This is a genomic window from Subtercola lobariae (assembly GCF_014640255.1).
Classification (GTDB): domain Bacteria; phylum Actinomycetota; class Actinomycetes; order Actinomycetales; family Microbacteriaceae; genus Subtercola; species Subtercola lobariae.
Genome location: NZ_BMGP01000003.1, coordinates 150,627 through 166,656 on the forward strand (window position 1 = coordinate 150,627; position 16,030 = coordinate 166,656).

Annotated in this window: 14 protein-coding genes and 1 tRNA gene; 11 read left to right on the forward strand and 4 right to left on the reverse strand. The window is 62.7% G+C overall.

Annotation, left to right across the window (positions count from 1 at the left end; translation table 11 throughout):
* Positions 1-39: 39 nt before the first annotated feature.
* On the forward strand, positions 40-2,148 hold the full coding sequence (locus IEX24_RS08720) for a KAP family P-loop NTPase fold protein (protein ID WP_188676970.1): 2,109 nt from the start codon (positions 40-42) through the stop codon (positions 2,146-2,148).
* A gap of 212 nt (positions 2,149-2,360) precedes the next feature.
* Positions 2,361-2,433 (forward strand) — tRNA-Val (locus IEX24_RS08725).
* A 147-nt stretch (positions 2,434-2,580) separates the two neighbouring features.
* Here IEX24_RS08725 and IEX24_RS08730 read toward each other — a convergent pair.
* Positions 2,581-3,753 (reverse strand): hypothetical protein, encoded by a 1,173-nt coding sequence (locus IEX24_RS08730; RefSeq protein ID WP_188676973.1) that lies wholly within the window; start codon positions 3,751-3,753, stop codon positions 2,581-2,583.
* A 140-nt stretch (positions 3,754-3,893) separates the two neighbouring features.
* Here IEX24_RS08730 and IEX24_RS08735 point away from each other — a divergent pair, with 140 nt between their 5' ends.
* Positions 3,894-4,421 (forward strand): helix-turn-helix domain-containing protein, encoded by a 528-nt coding sequence (locus tag IEX24_RS08735; protein WP_188676976.1) that lies wholly within the window; start codon positions 3,894-3,896, stop codon positions 4,419-4,421.
* Here the strand turns inward: IEX24_RS08735 and IEX24_RS08740 are convergent.
* Positions 4,379-4,852, reverse strand: a complete 474-nt coding sequence (locus tag IEX24_RS08740) for a peroxiredoxin (RefSeq protein ID WP_188676979.1) — start codon at positions 4,850-4,852, stop codon at positions 4,379-4,381. The two genes, IEX24_RS08735 and IEX24_RS08740, sit on opposite strands and share 43 nt — an antisense overlap.
* 209 nt (positions 4,853-5,061) lie before the next feature.
* Here IEX24_RS08740 and aceE point away from each other — a divergent pair, with 209 nt between their 5' ends.
* The 6 genes from aceE (at position 5,062) to IEX24_RS08770 (ending at position 12,844) form a co-directional block, all read left to right on the forward strand.
* Positions 5,062-7,791 carry a pyruvate dehydrogenase (acetyl-transferring), homodimeric type gene (gene aceE / locus IEX24_RS08745; RefSeq protein WP_188678117.1) on the forward strand — a complete coding sequence of 910 codons (2,730 nt, stop codon included), beginning with the start codon at positions 5,062-5,064 and terminating at the stop codon, positions 7,789-7,791.
* A 14-nt stretch (positions 7,792-7,805) separates the two neighbouring features.
* Positions 7,806-9,011: a PucR family transcriptional regulator gene (locus IEX24_RS08750; protein WP_188676982.1), complete on the forward strand. Its 1,206-nt coding sequence runs from the start codon at positions 7,806-7,808 to the stop codon at positions 9,009-9,011.
* A gap of 108 nt (positions 9,012-9,119) precedes the next feature.
* Positions 9,120-10,043, forward strand: coding sequence for an ACP S-malonyltransferase (locus tag IEX24_RS08755; RefSeq protein WP_188676985.1), 924 nt, complete (start codon positions 9,120-9,122; stop codon positions 10,041-10,043).
* A gap of 86 nt (positions 10,044-10,129) precedes the next feature.
* The gene (locus IEX24_RS08760) at positions 10,130-11,131 is read left to right on the forward strand and encodes a beta-ketoacyl-ACP synthase III (RefSeq protein WP_188676988.1); all 1,002 of its coding nucleotides are present in this window, start codon (positions 10,130-10,132) and stop codon (positions 11,129-11,131) included.
* 86 nt (positions 11,132-11,217) lie between these two features.
* Positions 11,218-11,466 (forward strand): acyl carrier protein, encoded by a 249-nt coding sequence (locus tag IEX24_RS08765; protein WP_188676991.1) that lies wholly within the window; start codon positions 11,218-11,220, stop codon positions 11,464-11,466.
* A 142-nt stretch (positions 11,467-11,608) separates the two neighbouring features.
* Positions 11,609-12,844, forward strand: a complete 1,236-nt coding sequence (locus IEX24_RS08770; protein ID WP_188676994.1) for a beta-ketoacyl-[acyl-carrier-protein] synthase family protein — start codon at positions 11,609-11,611, stop codon at positions 12,842-12,844.
* Between the two features lie 222 nt (positions 12,845-13,066).
* Here IEX24_RS08770 and IEX24_RS08775 read toward each other — a convergent pair whose 3' ends face one another.
* Positions 13,067-13,570: a DUF3145 domain-containing protein gene (locus IEX24_RS08775; protein WP_188676997.1), complete on the reverse strand. Its 504-nt coding sequence runs from the start codon at positions 13,568-13,570 to the stop codon at positions 13,067-13,069.
* A 187-nt stretch (positions 13,571-13,757) separates the two neighbouring features.
* Between IEX24_RS08775 and IEX24_RS08780 the strand changes: the two genes are divergently transcribed.
* Together IEX24_RS08780 and IEX24_RS08785 are read left to right on the forward strand one after the other, a co-directional pair.
* Positions 13,758-14,312 carry a PadR family transcriptional regulator gene (locus IEX24_RS08780; protein WP_188676999.1) on the forward strand — a complete coding sequence of 185 codons (555 nt, stop codon included), beginning with the start codon at positions 13,758-13,760 and terminating at the stop codon, positions 14,310-14,312.
* Between the two features lie 61 nt (positions 14,313-14,373).
* On the forward strand, positions 14,374-14,937 hold the full coding sequence (locus IEX24_RS08785) for a septum formation family protein (protein ID WP_188677001.1): 564 nt from the start codon (positions 14,374-14,376) through the stop codon (positions 14,935-14,937).
* Between the two features lie 29 nt (positions 14,938-14,966).
* On the opposite strand, the gene IEX24_RS08790 is transcribed toward IEX24_RS08785, so the two are convergent.
* Positions 14,967-15,947 (reverse strand): alpha/beta fold hydrolase, encoded by a 981-nt coding sequence (locus IEX24_RS08790; RefSeq protein ID WP_188677004.1) that lies wholly within the window; start codon positions 15,945-15,947, stop codon positions 14,967-14,969.
* Between the last annotated feature and the right edge of the window lie 83 nt (positions 15,948-16,030).

The window sequence follows — 16,030 nt, forward strand, 5'->3', positions numbered from 1 at the left end:
GGCCGCGCTCCCTCTAGCGTCGGTCAGTAGGTTTTGACCATGTCACCCACCCCGGCAGACCGTCTCGAAAGAGCAGAATTAGCAAGAATCATCTCGGATGCTCTCGAATCACGAGTTCGCCATGGGAGCGAATCGACGGTGAGCGCACTTGTTGGCTCATGGGGCTCCGGAAAGAGCTGGCTGCTTCAGGAGATCAAAGCTCGGATTATTCAGAGTAATACGAAAGTGGCCGACAATCAGATCAGTGTTCGAAGCTTCAATCCTTGGCTTTATTCAGATGAAGACTCATTATTTGCAGGATTTGCACAACTGCTCCTAGGTGAAATCGCTCGGCGAAAGGTTCGAAACAGAGTCGCTAAAGGTTTAGAAATCATTGGCCCGTCTCTAAAATTCGGCGCAATCGATCTTTCCGATGCGACTTCGAGCCTTGCCGGTGCTTTGACTTATGCTTTGGATCCGCAATCGATTCAGAGCAGTATTCGTAAGGCTCTGCGACGATCTGAGAAAAGAATTCTCGTCGTTCTGGACGATCTAGACCGGCTCACACCTGACGAACTACTTATGACATTCAAGCTCGTTCGTCTTCTGGGCGACATCGGAGGAATTCACTACCTTCTGGTGTACGACGAGGACACTATTTTGCACTTGTTGGCATCAACGCCTATTGCCGCGGCGAACGCGGGCCGCGCTCGCAGCTATCTTGAAAAAATAGTAAGCAAAAAGTTCAGCATTCCACCGATGCTCCCGAGCCAGATAAACGCTCTCGGACTTGAGCGAATTCTCGAGGAAGCAAGAGCACTGGGCGTTCCGTTGCCTGTTGAGTCGATCTCGCGATTTGAATGGAACTTCGACCAAATCATGCGCACATTGCTGTCGACACCGCGGGCGCTCGACCAATATTTTGGTGAAGTTTTTGCCCTCCCCGCGGAATTGTTTCAGGAGATCGACTTCAGTGATTGGTGCGGATCAACGTTCCTCCGTATCTCCTTCCCTGATGTCTGGAAACTCATTCTCGAATATCGGAACGCGCTCACAGGCAACTCCGAACCTTACGCCGACGCCGATGAGGGGGCAGTGAGCGCGTTTGAGACCGCAGTCGAAAAACTTGTCGTAAACCGTACGCAGTTGCAAAGCGTAATTGACCTCCTCGCGGCTCTGTTTCCGCAGTCCGGGCTCAAATACCGTCGCGTTCCGACCGGCGGGCCCTCACGAGAATCACTGGCAGCAAACCGGCGCATTGGCGACTCGCGGTTCTTTGAGCGATACCTTTGGCTATCCTTGCCTCCCGGCGACATTTCTGATGGTGCGATTACGGCTGCTCTCCGAGGAATTAGCCAGCTAGACCCGACCGAGACGAATTTCCAAACATTCGGAAAGCTGCTCGAATCGGCCCCTCTTGACGTGATCGACCGAATTCGGTTCCTTGTTCCCTCGCCGGGCATAAGCCTTCCATCGATCATTCGGTACGTATCGGTCCATGCTCCGTTTAACGACCTTGCTTCGATCTATGCGGGTTCAGGTCTTTCGACTGCGATCTACAGAATAATTTCGATGCTGGAATCGTCGGCTTCAGAGGACGACGTGGCCCTTATTCGAGCTGAGGCGCTGTCACTACCTTTGGCCAAGAACAGCTTGTGGTTCGAAATCGTGCGGAGACACCGAGACGGTGTCAACGACGTGGTGGACAACGCACTTCTTGACGTCAAGAACCACATCCTCGACCTAATAGGTGACCAGCTAGGTGAATTTCCAACGCCTGGTGAGTTATCTCAAGCTCAGGCAATCGGCTTCCATTTCTTTCGATACTCCCGACACGATCAATTCATCGAAATAGCTAGACGACAGGTAGACGATGGGAAGTGGCGAGCAGACGATACTCTCGGCCTTGCTCTCGCTGTATGGACAGGTAGCGGTGGGCAACGGATTGACAGCCTAAGCACGGAGGACATTCAAGCCGTGTTCGGCGTGGAGTTCTTGAAGGATCGTGACCAAACATTGCGCTCCGAGGAAGCTGAATGGACTGGATCACTTCCTGAAAACTGGACCCTCGACGGACTTCCTCCCACCGTTGAAAATCGTCGACTAATAGTGCACGCGGCGGTGAGGAAGATCCTCGCTGATCATGTACCTGGCCTGGATTCAGCGTGAATTGGAATGCGCCACCTGTGAGCAAAATTACGCAATGCGCAATTTGAACGATGCTCTTTCAAGACACGTGCAATGTGTACAGCCACGAACACTGAGCAGTTGGAACGCCTAAGCGATTTTGGCTAACCCCTCAGTAGTGGATGCCCTACGACAATAACGGCGGCCGAGCATCCATTCGCCTGCTATCGTGGTGACGCGCCTCAGGGCGTGAAGGGCCTTTAGCTCAGCTGGTAGAGCGCCACGTTTACACCGTGGATGTCATCGGTTCGATCCCGGTAGGGCCCACCGATTAGATCTCTTTATTGCACGGCGCTGGTAGATGCTCCGCCAATGTCCCGCTCGACATCTGACCGGTGTTTGTTCCCAATGATGGAGTTCATCTTCGCTAGTCGCGCTGATTCTGATTCTGTTCCTACCCAATGCGCCTCGGTGTCAACGGTCAGCGTTGCCGGGGGTACGGCTTCGACGACCGAGCATCTGCGGGTCGTCGGGGCGCACTCCTGACGCGGTGCGGTTCTTCGGGCGAAACGGCACGATGGGTTCGAACTCGAAGCGGCGCGTTCCGCTCCATTTCGCCGGTGGCGCGTCTATCGAGTAGGCCAGCGCGTAGGCGACCTTCTCGTAGTTGGCGCGCCAGCCGCGAAAGTGCGGCCAGGCCTGCTCGGCTGTGACCTCGACGGGGTAGTCGACAGTCTTCAAAAGCTCGACAGCGGCCTCAAAGTCATCGAATGTGATCTCGAGCGGGGCGTCGGGGTCGACGTCTTCTTCCACCGGAATTCGCACGGCGCGGGCCACCTGGTTGAGGCAGGTGAACCCCATGCGCAAAACGAGACGGGCTCTGGTGTTCGGCGCGGTGCTGGGGCTGAGCGAAAGTTGTAGAGCAGCGGCATCCATCACGCTCAGCAGGGAGATCAGCCAGTTCGAGTAGGGCGCGGGAGAGCGAAACCAGACGAGCGTCAAGTAGGCGCTGTGCGATTCTGCGACTGCGGCGGCCCACCGCTCCCAGTGCTGGTAGAGCTCGGCGAGTTCGTTCGTGCTGTCTTGCGAGGCCCTGCCGAACCTGGTTCGAACGAGAATCTCGGGGCCCCACGACGGCGAACCCGCTCGCGACACCAGCAGCGTCACGTCTTCTTCGCGTTTGTTGAACGCGGCGTAGAGCGTTGGCAGGTATCCGATCTGCAGCGCCACGACCACAAGCCCGGTGTAGGCGGCGGCGTAGACGAGGATGGTGTTGCCGAGGTTCGTGGGGGCGGCGTAGCCGAGGGTGAACATCGCCGACCCGGCCTCGCTGGCCGCCCGCCAGATGTCGCCGTCGACGAACGGCATCAGCATGAGCGTGAACGCGAGGTCGAAGAGAGCGACCCAGACGATCAGCCGCACCAGCAACGACATGGGCGATTGCCAGGCGAGAATGCGATCACGGCGCTCATAAGACAGCTTGCCTTTGGTCGCGAGGCCGAACAAGAGGGAGGTCGCCCCGGCGGTGATGCCGGAGAGGGTGCTGTGCAGCGCTCGAGGCACAATGAGCGATCCGATGACGCTCGCCCAGGTGGCGAGCAGGCACAACGTTCCGGCGGCGAAACACACCCACACAACTACCGACATGTCGCTCCCTCGCCTCCCGCGCGCTCACGAGTTGCACTGAGCATAGCGAGCGCAAGGGGCAACCCGAATTGTGGCCAACTCGGTGAACGGAGATGATGATAGTTCAGGTTGATATTTAACACGAGTGCTGGAGAAGAGCAATGAAACTGAAGTTTCGCAACCTCACTGTGACTCCTGACGATGCTGTGGAGTTGTGGGGCGAAGAGGGCATACTCAGCGCGATCGATCGGGGCAACATTCGAGACTGGGCGCGCATTCGTTCTGCTCTCGACCGCGAACCGTTCGGCAAGGTCGCGTCTGAACTCGAAGAAGCCCTGCCGCTTGCTGAAGACGAGGGCGCGAAGGCCGTGCTGCGAAGCCACCTGCGACTCTCTCGGCAGACGCTGGCCGAGCAGGTGGCCACGGTCATTCAGCGGCGCATCCGCGAGTCGGGTTTGACTCGTGTCGAATTCGCACGGCACCTCGGCACGTCACGTTCGCGCCTGTCGACGTACGAAAACGGCACTGTCACGCCGTCGGCCACCATGATGCTGAAGATAGATGCGTTAGCCCGACGCCCGCGACGCTTAGAGCTGCCGAGTCGAGCGATGCCGCCGGATGCTCGAGAGCAGATGGATGCTCGCGATCAGACGGCGAGCGGCTCGAGTTCTTCGAGCGCGGCGCGGTAGGCCTCGATGGAGCGGGCCTCGCCGGGAGCGGTGATGAACGAAGCGCGGATGATGCCCTTTGTGTCGATCACGAACGTGGCGCGGTTCGAGAAGCCCTTGTTCTCGAGAAAGACGCCGTAGTCTTTGGCGACGTCGCCGTGCGGCCAGAAGTCGGCCAGCAGGTTGAAGTCGAAGCCCTTGAGTTCGCTCCAGGCGCGCAGTGTCGACTTCGAGTCGACCGAGATGCCGATGAGCTCGACGCTCTTGTCGCGGAAGAGGGCGATGTTGTCTTCGAGGGTGCAGAGTTCGCCGGTGCAGACCCCGGAGAAAGCGAGGGGGTAGAACACGAGTACAACGGGCTTGATGCCGCGAAACTGACTGAGGCGAATCTTCTCGCCGTATTGGTTCGACAGTTCGAAGTCGGGTGCCCAGGTGTCGTTCTCGAGTGCCATAGTGGCGATCCTTTCGGTCTGCAGGTACCTTGCCCGCCAGACCCAAACAACCAGTCTATTCCTCCGAACGAGCAGAACTCCCCCGCACGCAGCACCAGAAAGTCATAAGTGGTGATTTACATTCACTAGGCTGGAAGTTGGTGTGCAATCCGCTACCCGGAGCCACCTGTGTTGAATGATCTCTACAACCCAAAAGAGAGAGGTTGACGTTGACTGTCAACGACCAAGACCCGTATTCGGTCACGAACATCGATTCAGACCCCGATGAAACCGCCGAATGGTCAGAGTCTCTCGACGCACTGGTGGCCGAACGCGGCCACGGGCGTGCGCGAGAAATCATGTTGAGCCTGCTCAAGCGCAGCAAAGAACTGCACTTGGGCGTTCCAATGGTTCCCACCACCGACTACATCAACACCATCGCCCCCGAGAACGAGCCCGAGTTTCCCGGCAACGAAGACATCGAGCGCCGTTACCGCGCCTGGATCCGCTGGAACGCGGCCATGCTCGTGCACCGCGCGCAGCGCCCCGGCATCGCCGTCGGTGGTCACATCTCCACCTACGCCTCGAGCGCCAGCCTCTACGAAGTGGGCTTCAACCACTTCTTTCGCGGCCAAGACCACTCCGGCGGTGGCGACCAGATCTTTGTTCAGGGCCACGCCTCCCCCGGCACCTACGCCCGCGCCTTTCTCGAGGGCCGGCTGAGCGCCGACCAGCTCGACGGTTTTCGGCAAGAGAAGTCGCACCCGGGCGGCGGCCTGAGCTCGTACCCGCACCCCCGTCTGATGCCCGAGTTCTGGCAGTTTCCCACCGTTTCCATGGGCATCGGCCCCATCAACGCCATCTACCAGGCGCAGGCCAACAAGTACCTCACCAACCGCGGAATCAAAGACGCCTCAGACCAGCAGGTCTGGGCTTTTCTCGGCGACGGCGAGATGGATGAGGTCGAAAGCCGCGGTCAACTCCAGGTCGCCGCGAACGAAGGCCTCGACAACCTCAACTTCGTCATCAACTGCAACCTGCAGCGCCTCGACGGCCCGGTGCGCGGCAACGGCAAGATCATCCAAGAGCTCGAGAGCTTCTTCCGTGGCGCGGGCTGGAATGTCATCAAGGTCATCTGGGGCCGCGAATGGGATGCCCTGCTGCAGAACGACACAGACGGCGCTCTGCTCAACCTCATGAACGCCACCCCCGACGGTGACTTTCAGACCTACAAGACCGAAGACGGCGCCTACGTTCGCGAGAACTTCTTCGGCCGCGACCCCCGTGCGCTGAAGCTCGTCGATCACTACACCGACGACGAGATCTGGGGCCTGAAACGCGGCGGCCACGATTACCGCAAGGTGTATGCCGCGTTCAAGGCCGCGAGTGAGCACAAAGGTCAGCCCACGGTCATCCTCGCGCACACCATCAAGGGCTACGGCCTCGGCAAGGGCTTCGCCGGCCGCAACGCCACGCATCAGATGAAGAAGATGTCGCTGCCCGACCTCAAGACGTTCCGCGACGAGATGCGTATTCCCATCACCGACGCGCAGCTCGAGGCGAACGATCACTGGACTCCCCCGTATTACCACCCGGGTGAGGGCGACGAGGCCATCGAGTACATGCACGAGCGCCGCCGCGCGCTCGGTGGGTACGTGCCGCAGCGCCGCACGAAGCACACGGCCATCACGCTGCCCGACGACTCGGCCTACGCCATCATGAAGAAGGGCTCCGGCACGCAGGAGATCGCCAGCACCATGGCGTTCGTGCGCCTTTTGAAAGAGATGACCCGGTCGAAAGACTTCGGTAACCGCGTCGTTCCGGTCATCCCCGACGAAGCGCGCACCTTCGGTATGGATGCCTTCTTCCCCAGCGCGAAGATCTACAACCCGAACGGTCAGCACTACACCAGCGTCGACCGCGACCTGCTGTTGGCGTACAAAGAGAGCCCGCAGGGCCAGATCATCCACGTCGGCATCAACGAAGCCGGCGCGGTCGCAGCGTTCACCGCGGCGGGCACCTCGTACTCGACGCAGGGCGAGCCGCTCATTCCGGTCTACGTCTTCTACTCGATGTTCGGCTTCCAGCGCACCGGCGACGCGCTCTGGGCAGCGGGCGACCAGATGACCCGAGGGTTCATCATGGGCGCCACAGCCGGCCGCACCACGCTCACCGGCGAGGGCCTCCAGCACGCGGATGGCCACTCCCACCTGCTGGCCTCCAGCAACCCGGCTGTGGTGTCGTACGACCCTGCTTACGGCTATGAAATCGGCCACATCGTGCGCTCCGGGCTCGAGCGGATGTACGGCGGCACCCACCCCGAACCGAACGTCATGTACTACCTCACGCTCTACAACGAGCCGATGGTCATGCCGGCCGAGCCGGAGAACGTCGATTCCGAGGGCATCATCAAGGGCATCCACTACCTCAAGGGTGGTCAGGCCGACGGCCCCAAGGCGAACATTCTCGCCTCTGGAGTCGGTGTGCCGTGGGCGCTCGAGGCTCAGGAGCTGCTGGCGAACGACTGGGGTGTCTCGGCCGATGTCTGGTCGGTCACGAGTTGGACAGAGTTGCGCCGCGACGGCCTGAAGGCCGAAGAGCACAACTTCTTGAACCCGAACGCAGAGCGTCAGGTTCCGTACCTGACGAACAAGCTCTCGGGTTCGAGCGGCCCCTTCATCGGTGTCAGCGACTACATGCACGCGGTCGCCGACCAGATTCGCCAGTTCGTGCCCGGCGACTATGCCACGCTCGGCGCTGACGACTTCGGCTTCAGCGACACCCGTGCGGCCGCCCGTCGGTTCTTCAAGATCGACGGCCCGTCGGTGGTCGTGCGTGTTCTCGAACAGCTCGCCGCACGCGGTGAAGTCGACCAGAACGCACCCGCCTGGGCGATCGACAAGTACCGCCTGCACGATGTCGCCTCCGGCACCTCGGGTTCGGCCGGCGGAGAGAGCTGACCCCCTCCCCACTCATGGCTAGAACCAAAGAACAGACCCTCGCATGGTTGCGAACGGTGTCGGGTGAACTCTCGACAGCGACCATCAAGCGACTCGACGAGACGCTTCCCTGGTACGGCGATATGCCGCCGGGGAGGCGCTCGGCCGTGGGTCTGGTCGCCCAAGCCGGCATCAAGTCGTTCATCACCTGGTACGACGACCCGACCACGACCACCTGGATCGCTTCTGACGTGTTCGGCTCGGCTCCCCGCGAACTGCTGCGTTCGGTGAGCCTTCAGCAGACGCTGCAACTCATCCGCGTGGTGGTCGAGGTGGTCGAGCAGCGGGTGGCGAACGGCGACCAAGACCTGCGCGAGGCCATCCTGCTGTACTCGCGTGAAATCGCGTTCGCCTCGGCAGACGTCTACGCCCGTGCCGCAGAAGCACGCGGGCTGTGGGATGCCCGGCTCGAGGCTCTCGTCGTCGACTCCATTCTCTCGGGAGAGTACGACGACGAGCTGCCGAGCCGCATCGCGGCCCTCGGCTGGCACGGCCACGGCGAGGTCAGCGTGCTCGTCGGCACGACGCCCCGGATGCTCGACGTCGACCAGCTTCGGCGCACGGCCCGCCATTTGCAGGCCGACGTTCTGATCGGCGTTCAGGGTGGCAGGCTGGTGCTCGTCATCGGCCGGTCGCAGCCTGCCGTCGGATCGCCCGAAGAGCCCACCCCGACCACTCCCGCCGCCCCGACCCTCTCGTTCATGGAGATCGCAAAAGCTCTCGAGCCGGGCTTCGGGCCGGGCCACCTCGTGCTGGGCCACGAGGTGCCGAGCCTCGTCGAGGCATCACGCAGCGCGAAGGCTGCGCTGGCAGGTTTCGCCGTCGCGAAGTCGTGGCGCAACGCCCCTCGGCCCGTCTACGCCGACGATCTGCTGCCCGAACGCGCTCTCGCCGGCGACCCGCTCGCCCGCTCGACCCTCGTCAACCGGGTCTACCGCCCGCTGCAAGACCAGAGCCCCGAGCTGATGACCACTCTGTGGTGCTATCTCGACAACGGCCGGTCGCTCGAAGGCACCGCGCGCGAGCTGTTCGTGCACCCGAACACCGTCAGGTATCGCCTGAAGCGTGTTTCGCAGGTCATCGGCTGGGATGCGACGGGCGCGCGTGAAGCGCTCATATTGCAATCAGCCCTGATTCTCGGCTCGATGAACGAGCCGGAGCCGGGTGCGAAGCGCCGCTGATGCGGAGCCTGCCATTCTGCATTCGGTGTGCGACACGTACAACGATGTGGGCGAACCTTCGTTAGAAAACCACACCGATTTCTTCTCATCTCTTGAAAGACTGAACCAATGATCGTGATCGTTTGCCCGGGCCAGGGCTCACAGACCCCCGGCTTTCTCGACCCTTGGGTTGCCGAACCGCAATTTCGCGAGCACTTGGCTGCGCTTTCTGACGCTTCGGGTATCGATCTGCTGACGCACGGCACGACGAGTGACGCCGAGACAATCCGCGACACGAAGATCGCCCAGCCGCTCATCGTGGCTGCGGGGCTGCTGACACTGCGCGCGCTGCTCGCCGACGGCCGAGATGCTCTGGTGGGCGGGGTTGCGGGGCACTCGGTGGGCGAGATCACTGCCGCCGCGGCATCCACTATTCTCAGCGAATCAGACGCCATCAGGTTCGTCACCGAGCGCGGCGCAGCAATGGCCGAAGCCGCTGCCCTCACCCCCACGGGCATGAGCGCGGCCGTCGGCGGCGACGAAGCCGAGCTGCTCGCCGTGCTCGACTCGCTGGGGCTCTACCCCGCCAACTTCAACGGTGGCGGCCAAATCGTGGTGGCCGGCGAACTGCCGGCGCTCGAGGCGCTGAAAGAGGCCGCACCTCGGGGCGCCCGAGTGATTCCGCTGCAGGTCGCGGGCGCTTTTCACACGAAATACATGCAGCCTGCGGTCGAACACCTCACCTCGGTCGCCGCAACGCTCACCCCGCGTGACCCGGCGCTGCCGATCTGGACCAACCGCGACGGCGGCGTCGTTTCGACCGGCGCCGAGTTCGTGCAGCTGCTGGTCGGCCAAGTTTCGTCGCCCGTGCGCTGGGATCGCTGCATGGAGTCGTTTCAGGCTGCCGGAGTCACGGGTATCATCGAAGTCGCTCCCGCAGGCGCATTGGTGGGTCTCGCGAAGCGCGGCCTGAAAGGCGTTCCGTCGGTTGCAGTGAAGACTCCGGATGATCTGCCGAACGCCATCGAACTCTTGACCACCTCGGCAGCCTGACCCCCCGCGCACCTCGACCCGCCGCACCCCGAACACCCCGCCACGCGCCCGCAACGCACTTCACCCAGATCGCAGCTAGGAACCCGATGAGCCCCACTCTGCAGCAGTCACACGGACCGCAATTCACCCGCATCTACGCGCTCGGCGCGGCACGCGGTGAACTCGTGGTGGGCAACGACGAGCTGATCGAGGCCATCGACTCGTCAGACGAGTGGATTCGCAAACGTACCGGCATCATCGAACGTCGCAGGGCACCGAAAGAGGTCACCGCGGTCGACCTCGCCACCATCGCCGGCGCCGAAGCCATCACCAAGGCCGGCATCAGCCCCGATCAGATCGGCGCGGTCATCGTCGCGACCATCAGCAACCCGGTGGTCACCCCGTCGATCTCGACGTTGGTCGCCGAGAACCTCGGCGCCGGCACCGCGGCTGCCTACGACATCGAAGCGGCCTGTGCCGGGTATGCCTACGGCATCGCACAGGCAGACTCGCTCATTCGCACCGGTGTCGCCGAGTACGTTCTCGTGATCGGTGCCGAAAAGCTCTCTGACTTCGTCGACCCGACCGACCGCTCGATTTCGTTCTTGCTCGGCGACGGCGCTGGTGCAGCGGTCGTCGGCCCCAGCGACTTTGCCGGCATTTCGAAGTCGATTCTCGGCTCAGACGGCTCCAAGTGGGGCACCATCAAGATGAGCGGCACCGCCGTGGGCATGCGCGACGGCGAGAACGCATGGCCGACCCTGTCGCAAGAGGGCCAGACGGTGTACCGCTGGGCGGTGTGGGAGATGGCGAAGGTCGCCCAGCAGGCGCTCGACGAAGCCGGCATCACCGCCGCAGATCTGACCGCGTTCATTCCGCACCAGGCGAACATGCGCATCGTCGACGAGTTCGCGAAGGTGCTGAAACTGCCAGAGAGCGTGCTGATCGGCCGCGATATCGCCACCACGGGCAACACGTCTGCGGCGTCGATACCGCTCGCTACGCACCGACTTCTCGAAGAGCATCCTGAAGCCTCGGGCGGGTTCTCGCTGCAGATCGGCTTCGGCGCGGGCCTCGTTTTCGGCGCCCAAGTGATTGTGCTGCCCTAGCTCACACCCGCGCGGGTGCACAACACCCCGTAAACCCTGACCTAAACTGAATGTCGCCTCAAATGACACCCAAGGAGAAAAAAACAATGGCATTGTCTACCGAAGAAGTTCTTGCCGGCCTCGCCGAGCTCATCAACGACGAGACAGGTATTGCAGCCGACACGGTCGAGCTAGACAAGTCGTTCACCGACGACCTCGACATCGACTCCATCTCGATGATGACCATCGTCGTCAACGCAGAAGAGAAGTTCGACGTCAAGATTCCTGACGAAGAGGTCAAGAACCTCAAGACGGTCGGCGACGCAGTCACCTTCATCGCAAACGCGCAGGCCTGAGTCTTACCGCTCAGCCACACACTGCTCAGCCGCAAGTAACAGTGCGGATGACCGGGGCACGGTTCTCCGTCTGCTCCGGTCTCCTCACGGTGCCCTCGCATCCGGCGCGCGCAGTTCATTTGATCCACAGAAAGCACTTCTCATGACCAAACGAATCGTCGTCACCGGAATCGGTGCTACCTCGCCCATCGGGGGTACCGCCGAAGAGAGCTGGCAGGCGCTGCTCGCCGGCGCGTCAGGCGCACGGTCGATCGAAGCCGAGTGGGTTGAGAAGTGGCAGATACCTATTACTTTCGCGGGGCAGGCCGTTGTGCCCGCCGCCGACATACTGACCCGGCAAGAGACGAAGCGTCTCGACCCCAATAGCCAGTTCGCGCTCATCGCTGCGCGAGAGGCCTGGGCCGACGCAGGGTCGCCGGGTGTCGAACCCGAGCGCCTCGGAGTGGACTGGGCCACCGGTATCGGTGGGCTCTGGACTCTGCTCGACGCGTGGGACACGCTTCGAGAACGCGGCCCGCGTCGGGTTCTGCCGATGACCGTTCCGATGCTCATGCCGAACGGAGGAGCTGCCGCCATCAGCATGGACATCGGTGCTCGTGCGTTCAGCCGCACCGACGTGTCGGCGTGCGCGTCGAGCACCGAATCGATCGCCAATGCGTTCGACCACTTGCAGGCTGGGCTCGCTGACGTGATCATCGCCGGCGGGTCTGAAGCGTGCATCCACCCGCTGCCCATCGCTTCGTTCGCCGCCATGCAGGCGCTGTCGAAGCGCAACGACGATCCCGCCACCGCGTCGCGCCCGTACGACGTCACCCGAGACGGTTTTGTGCTCGGTGAGGGTGCGGCCGCCGTCGTGCTCGAGACCTACGAGCACGCCGTTGCCCGTGGTGCTCGCATCTACGCCGAGCTGCTCGGTGGTTCGGTGACGAGCGACGCTTACCACATCACTGCGCCAGACCCCGAAGGTTCGGCAGCAGCGCGGGCGATGCTCACGGCCATCACGAACGCCGGGTTCACGCCTGGCGACGTGGCGCACATCAACGCGCACGCCACCTCGACGCCCGTAGGAGACATCGCCGAGTACAACGCGCTGCGGCGGGTGTTCGGCGACGCCGTCGAAGGCATTCCCGTGTCGGCCACGAAGGCCTCCACCGGTCACCTCTTGGGTGGTGCCGGAGCCATCGAGGCGGTCTTCGTCATCAAGGCGCTGCACGAGCGGCTCGCGCCGCCCACCATCAACCTCACCTCGCAAGACCCCGAGATCCACCTCGATGTGGTGACCTCGCCGCGCACCCTGCCCGACGGCGACTTGCTCGCCATCAGCAACTCCTTCGGCTTCGGCGGTCACAACGCGGTAGCGGCCTTCAAGACGCTCTAGCCACGCGCGCCTCTCGTGAGCCCGGTACGCCCGTTTGAGCCCGCTCTACCGGCCTCAAATGGGCGCAGCGGGCTCATCGTGAGCCTCGCACGCGCGCTTTCGCGGTACCGTGCGGTGCCGGATCGGCCACGCGCGCGTCTGGTGAGCCCGGTACGACCGTTTGAGCCCGCTCTACCGGCCTCAAATGGGCGCAGCGGACTCACTTCGGGGGAATAGGAGAGGTCAGCCGACGGAGTGCAGCCAGACCACGGGGGCGAAGTCGCTCGCGTAGCGGAAGGGCTCGAGCTCGTCGTCCCACGCCTGACCGAGGGCGAGCCGAAGTTCGCGGTGCAGTTCGAGGGCGTTCGTGCCCGCCTCTTCCATGGCCGCGCGAATGCGGTCTTCGGGAATCACGGTGTTGCCGGCGCTGTCGGTCTGAGCGAAGAAGACGCCGAGGTCTGGGGTGTGCATCCATCGCCCGCCGTCACGACCGGGCGCAGGGTCTTCGGTCACCTCGTAGCGCAAGTGCTCCCAGCCGCGCAGAGCAGACGCGATGGCCGCCCCCGTGCCTGCCGCGCCCTCCCAGTAGAACTCGGCGCGCTGTGAGCCGCGCAGCACGGGCTGCTCGATCCAGGCGAAGTTCACGGCACGACCAATAGCGCGACCTGCGGCCCACTCGACGTGGGGGCAGAGCGCGCGGGGGGCGGAGTGGATGTAAACCACTCCGCGTGCGACTGATGCGACCATGTGCTTTCTCCATTCGTGAGGTACGTCTTCCCCAACGACCTGAAAATGGATGCGCGCACACGGCGCTGTATTCGGTTATCTGGCGGCTCACGCCGGCCTCTCAAGTATGACGGCGCGGCGGCTAAATCACAAGGCTGTAACTCTTCGCTTTGTATACTCGGTAGTGCTTTGAGAGAAGGGCCCGACTGTGTCTGTGCGTGCGAGCATTCTGGCGATTCTGACGCTCGGTTCTGGCTACGGTTTGCAGGTGCATGCTGAGATCGAAAACCGAACCGCTCGGGCCGGCGAGATCAACGTGGGCCAGATTTATTCGACTCTCGCCAGACTGAAGACGGCCGGGCTGGTGCAGGTTCGTTCGGCGACTTCTGATGGGCTTCCACTGTACGAGTTGACACCGGATGGCCGTGCCGAAGCCGAACACTGGCTGACCTCGGTCGACCCCACAACCGGCCCGGCGTGGAGCGACATGGTGAACCATCTGCTTCTCGCCTCTAGCCTGCCGTCGGCCGAGCTTTCGGCCCTTGTCTCGGGTTACCGTGCCTTGTGGCTCGATGCCGCCGCTGCCCGGGTGACCCGCGCAGCTCAAGCCGAAGAGCTGCGTGCTGCCGCCAACCGCGCGGTGGCTGAGGCGGCGCTCGCCTGGCTCGCTCACTTCGAGACTCGTGAGGTTGCCCCGCTCGACTACACGATGGCGAGACCGCGCCGCGGCAGACGACCAGCTTCCACCCTGGTGCTCAACTAGTGATTTAAGCTCATTATAGCTAGTATGAAAGTCCATCATCTTTTGTCGAATGGATTTTCATATGACCGAGCTCACTCGATTGATCGCTCGCCCGATTCTTGTGGCGGCTCTGCTCGGCCTCGCGGTGTTGAGTGCTGAAGCGCTCACCGGATGCTCGGCTCTTCCGAGCGCGAGCCAGGGGCCCGGGCCGCACTCGGTCTCTACCGCGGCCGGGTCGAGTTCGTCAGCCACCGGCTCCCCCACCCCGTCGGTCGACCCGAGCGAGCACAGCCAAGACGTCTTCTCGCTCTCGGTGGGCGACTGTGTGAACGGAACCTCTGCGGGCACCGTCACAGACGTTCCCACCGTCGATTGCGCGGCACCGCACGACCTCGAAGTGTTCTATGACTTCGACCTCACTGGTGACGCCTACCCGGGCGACTCAGCCGTCAGCGATCAGGCCAAATCGGGCTGTGGCGCACAGTTTCAGAGTTTCGTGGGTATCGCCTACGACAGCTCCGCGCTCGACTACACCGAATACACCCCCACGGCCGACTCCTGGCAGGGCGGTGACCGCACGGTGAGCTGCGTCGTGGGCGAGCCCAACGGAAAGACAACGGGAACGCTGGCTGGCGCTGCTCGCTGAGCCCGTGGTCTGCTGATTCGACGCCTCGGTCAGGCGCACACCAGCGACGTGCGAAACTCCTTAGCGATCGCCGTAGCGCCGCGCGCACTCAGCACCATCGAATAGTGGTTCACATTGGGCACCTCGGTGAACGTCAGAAACGGCAGCTCAGCCTTCCACCCGGCGAGTTCTCGCTCGCTGTACACGCCCGGCGATTCGTTGAGCAAGCCGCGCGGAGCGGTGAGCACCGTGATGGCGGGCACCAGGGTGTTCTCGTGCGCGAGCTTGTCACGCAGGTCGCAGAGCGCGCCCCGAATGGCGTGGCTGCCGTAGAGTTCTCGCGCATCCACCTCGATCGCCTCGCGTGACGAAACCGGGCGATAGTGCACGCTGCCGTCGTCAGCAACCACCTCGGCCAGGTCGTAGTCGGCGACAAGCCCGAGTTCGTCGCTCCAGCCCGACGCGAAACCGGGGTGCAGGCGCCAGAATTTGCGGTAGATCGCGAGACTGGTGAAGGTGAGCTCGGTTCGGCGAGCAACCGCGACTCCGAGCACGGCCTCGACCAAGTCATCGTCATCGATGTTCAGGGGCACGGTGAGCGGTAATCCCCCATCGGCCAGAAGGGCGCGCCCGAAGACACCGGGCAACTGGCGTATCGCTTCGACTCCGACGAAGGCGCCCAACGAGTGGCCAATCACCGTGAGAGAACGGCCCTCCAGAGGCTTCAGCAGTTGCATGGCGCTCATCACGGCCGTGAGGTCGTCGACGTGCTGCGAGATTCCGTAGGGCGCCGGCAACTCCGCGCTGCGGCCCCTGCCACGCAGGTCGGGTGCGATGATGCGCGCCTCGGGCAGGGCGGCAGCGAGAAACTGCCAGGAGAGGTGCGACCCGGTCATTCCGTGCAGGGCGATGACAATGGGCGCTTCATCGTTCGGCAGGGCAGATGAGTGAGCGCGAGTGGCATCAGGCCGCCACTCCCCAACACGCAGCAGGCCGCCGGAAACGGGAATGTCATGGGTCGAATACGTCATTGGGCACCTTTTGTAGAAGACGGCCGCCGTGGCGCGTGATTTTCGGCGCGCCAAAGCGAGTGATCAAACCATCCCCACGACCG

Coding starts and splice junctions, on each gene's coding strand:
- IEX24_RS08720 (WP_188676970.1), top strand. CDS start 40: ATGTCACCCACCCCGGCAGACCGTCTCGAAAGAGCAGAATTAGCAAGA.
- IEX24_RS08730 (WP_188676973.1), bottom strand. CDS start 3,753: ATGTCGGTAGTTGTGTGGGTGTGTTTCGCCGCCGGAACGTTGTGCCTG.
- IEX24_RS08735 (WP_188676976.1), top strand. CDS start 3,894: ATGAAACTGAAGTTTCGCAACCTCACTGTGACTCCTGACGATGCTGTG.
- IEX24_RS08740 (WP_188676979.1), bottom strand. CDS start 4,852: ATGGCACTCGAGAACGACACCTGGGCACCCGACTTCGAACTGTCGAAC.
- IEX24_RS08750 (WP_188676982.1), top strand. CDS start 7,806: ATGGCTAGAACCAAAGAACAGACCCTCGCATGGTTGCGAACGGTGTCG.
- IEX24_RS08755 (WP_188676985.1), top strand. CDS start 9,120: ATGATCGTGATCGTTTGCCCGGGCCAGGGCTCACAGACCCCCGGCTTT.
- IEX24_RS08760 (WP_188676988.1), top strand. CDS start 10,130: ATGAGCCCCACTCTGCAGCAGTCACACGGACCGCAATTCACCCGCATC.
- IEX24_RS08765 (WP_188676991.1), top strand. CDS start 11,218: ATGGCATTGTCTACCGAAGAAGTTCTTGCCGGCCTCGCCGAGCTCATC.
- IEX24_RS08770 (WP_188676994.1), top strand. CDS start 11,609: ATGACCAAACGAATCGTCGTCACCGGAATCGGTGCTACCTCGCCCATC.
- IEX24_RS08775 (WP_188676997.1), bottom strand. CDS start 13,570: ATGGTCGCATCAGTCGCACGCGGAGTGGTTTACATCCACTCCGCCCCC.
- IEX24_RS08785 (WP_188677001.1), top strand. CDS start 14,374: ATGACCGAGCTCACTCGATTGATCGCTCGCCCGATTCTTGTGGCGGCT.
- IEX24_RS08790 (WP_188677004.1), bottom strand. CDS start 15,947: ATGACGTATTCGACCCATGACATTCCCGTTTCCGGCGGCCTGCTGCGT.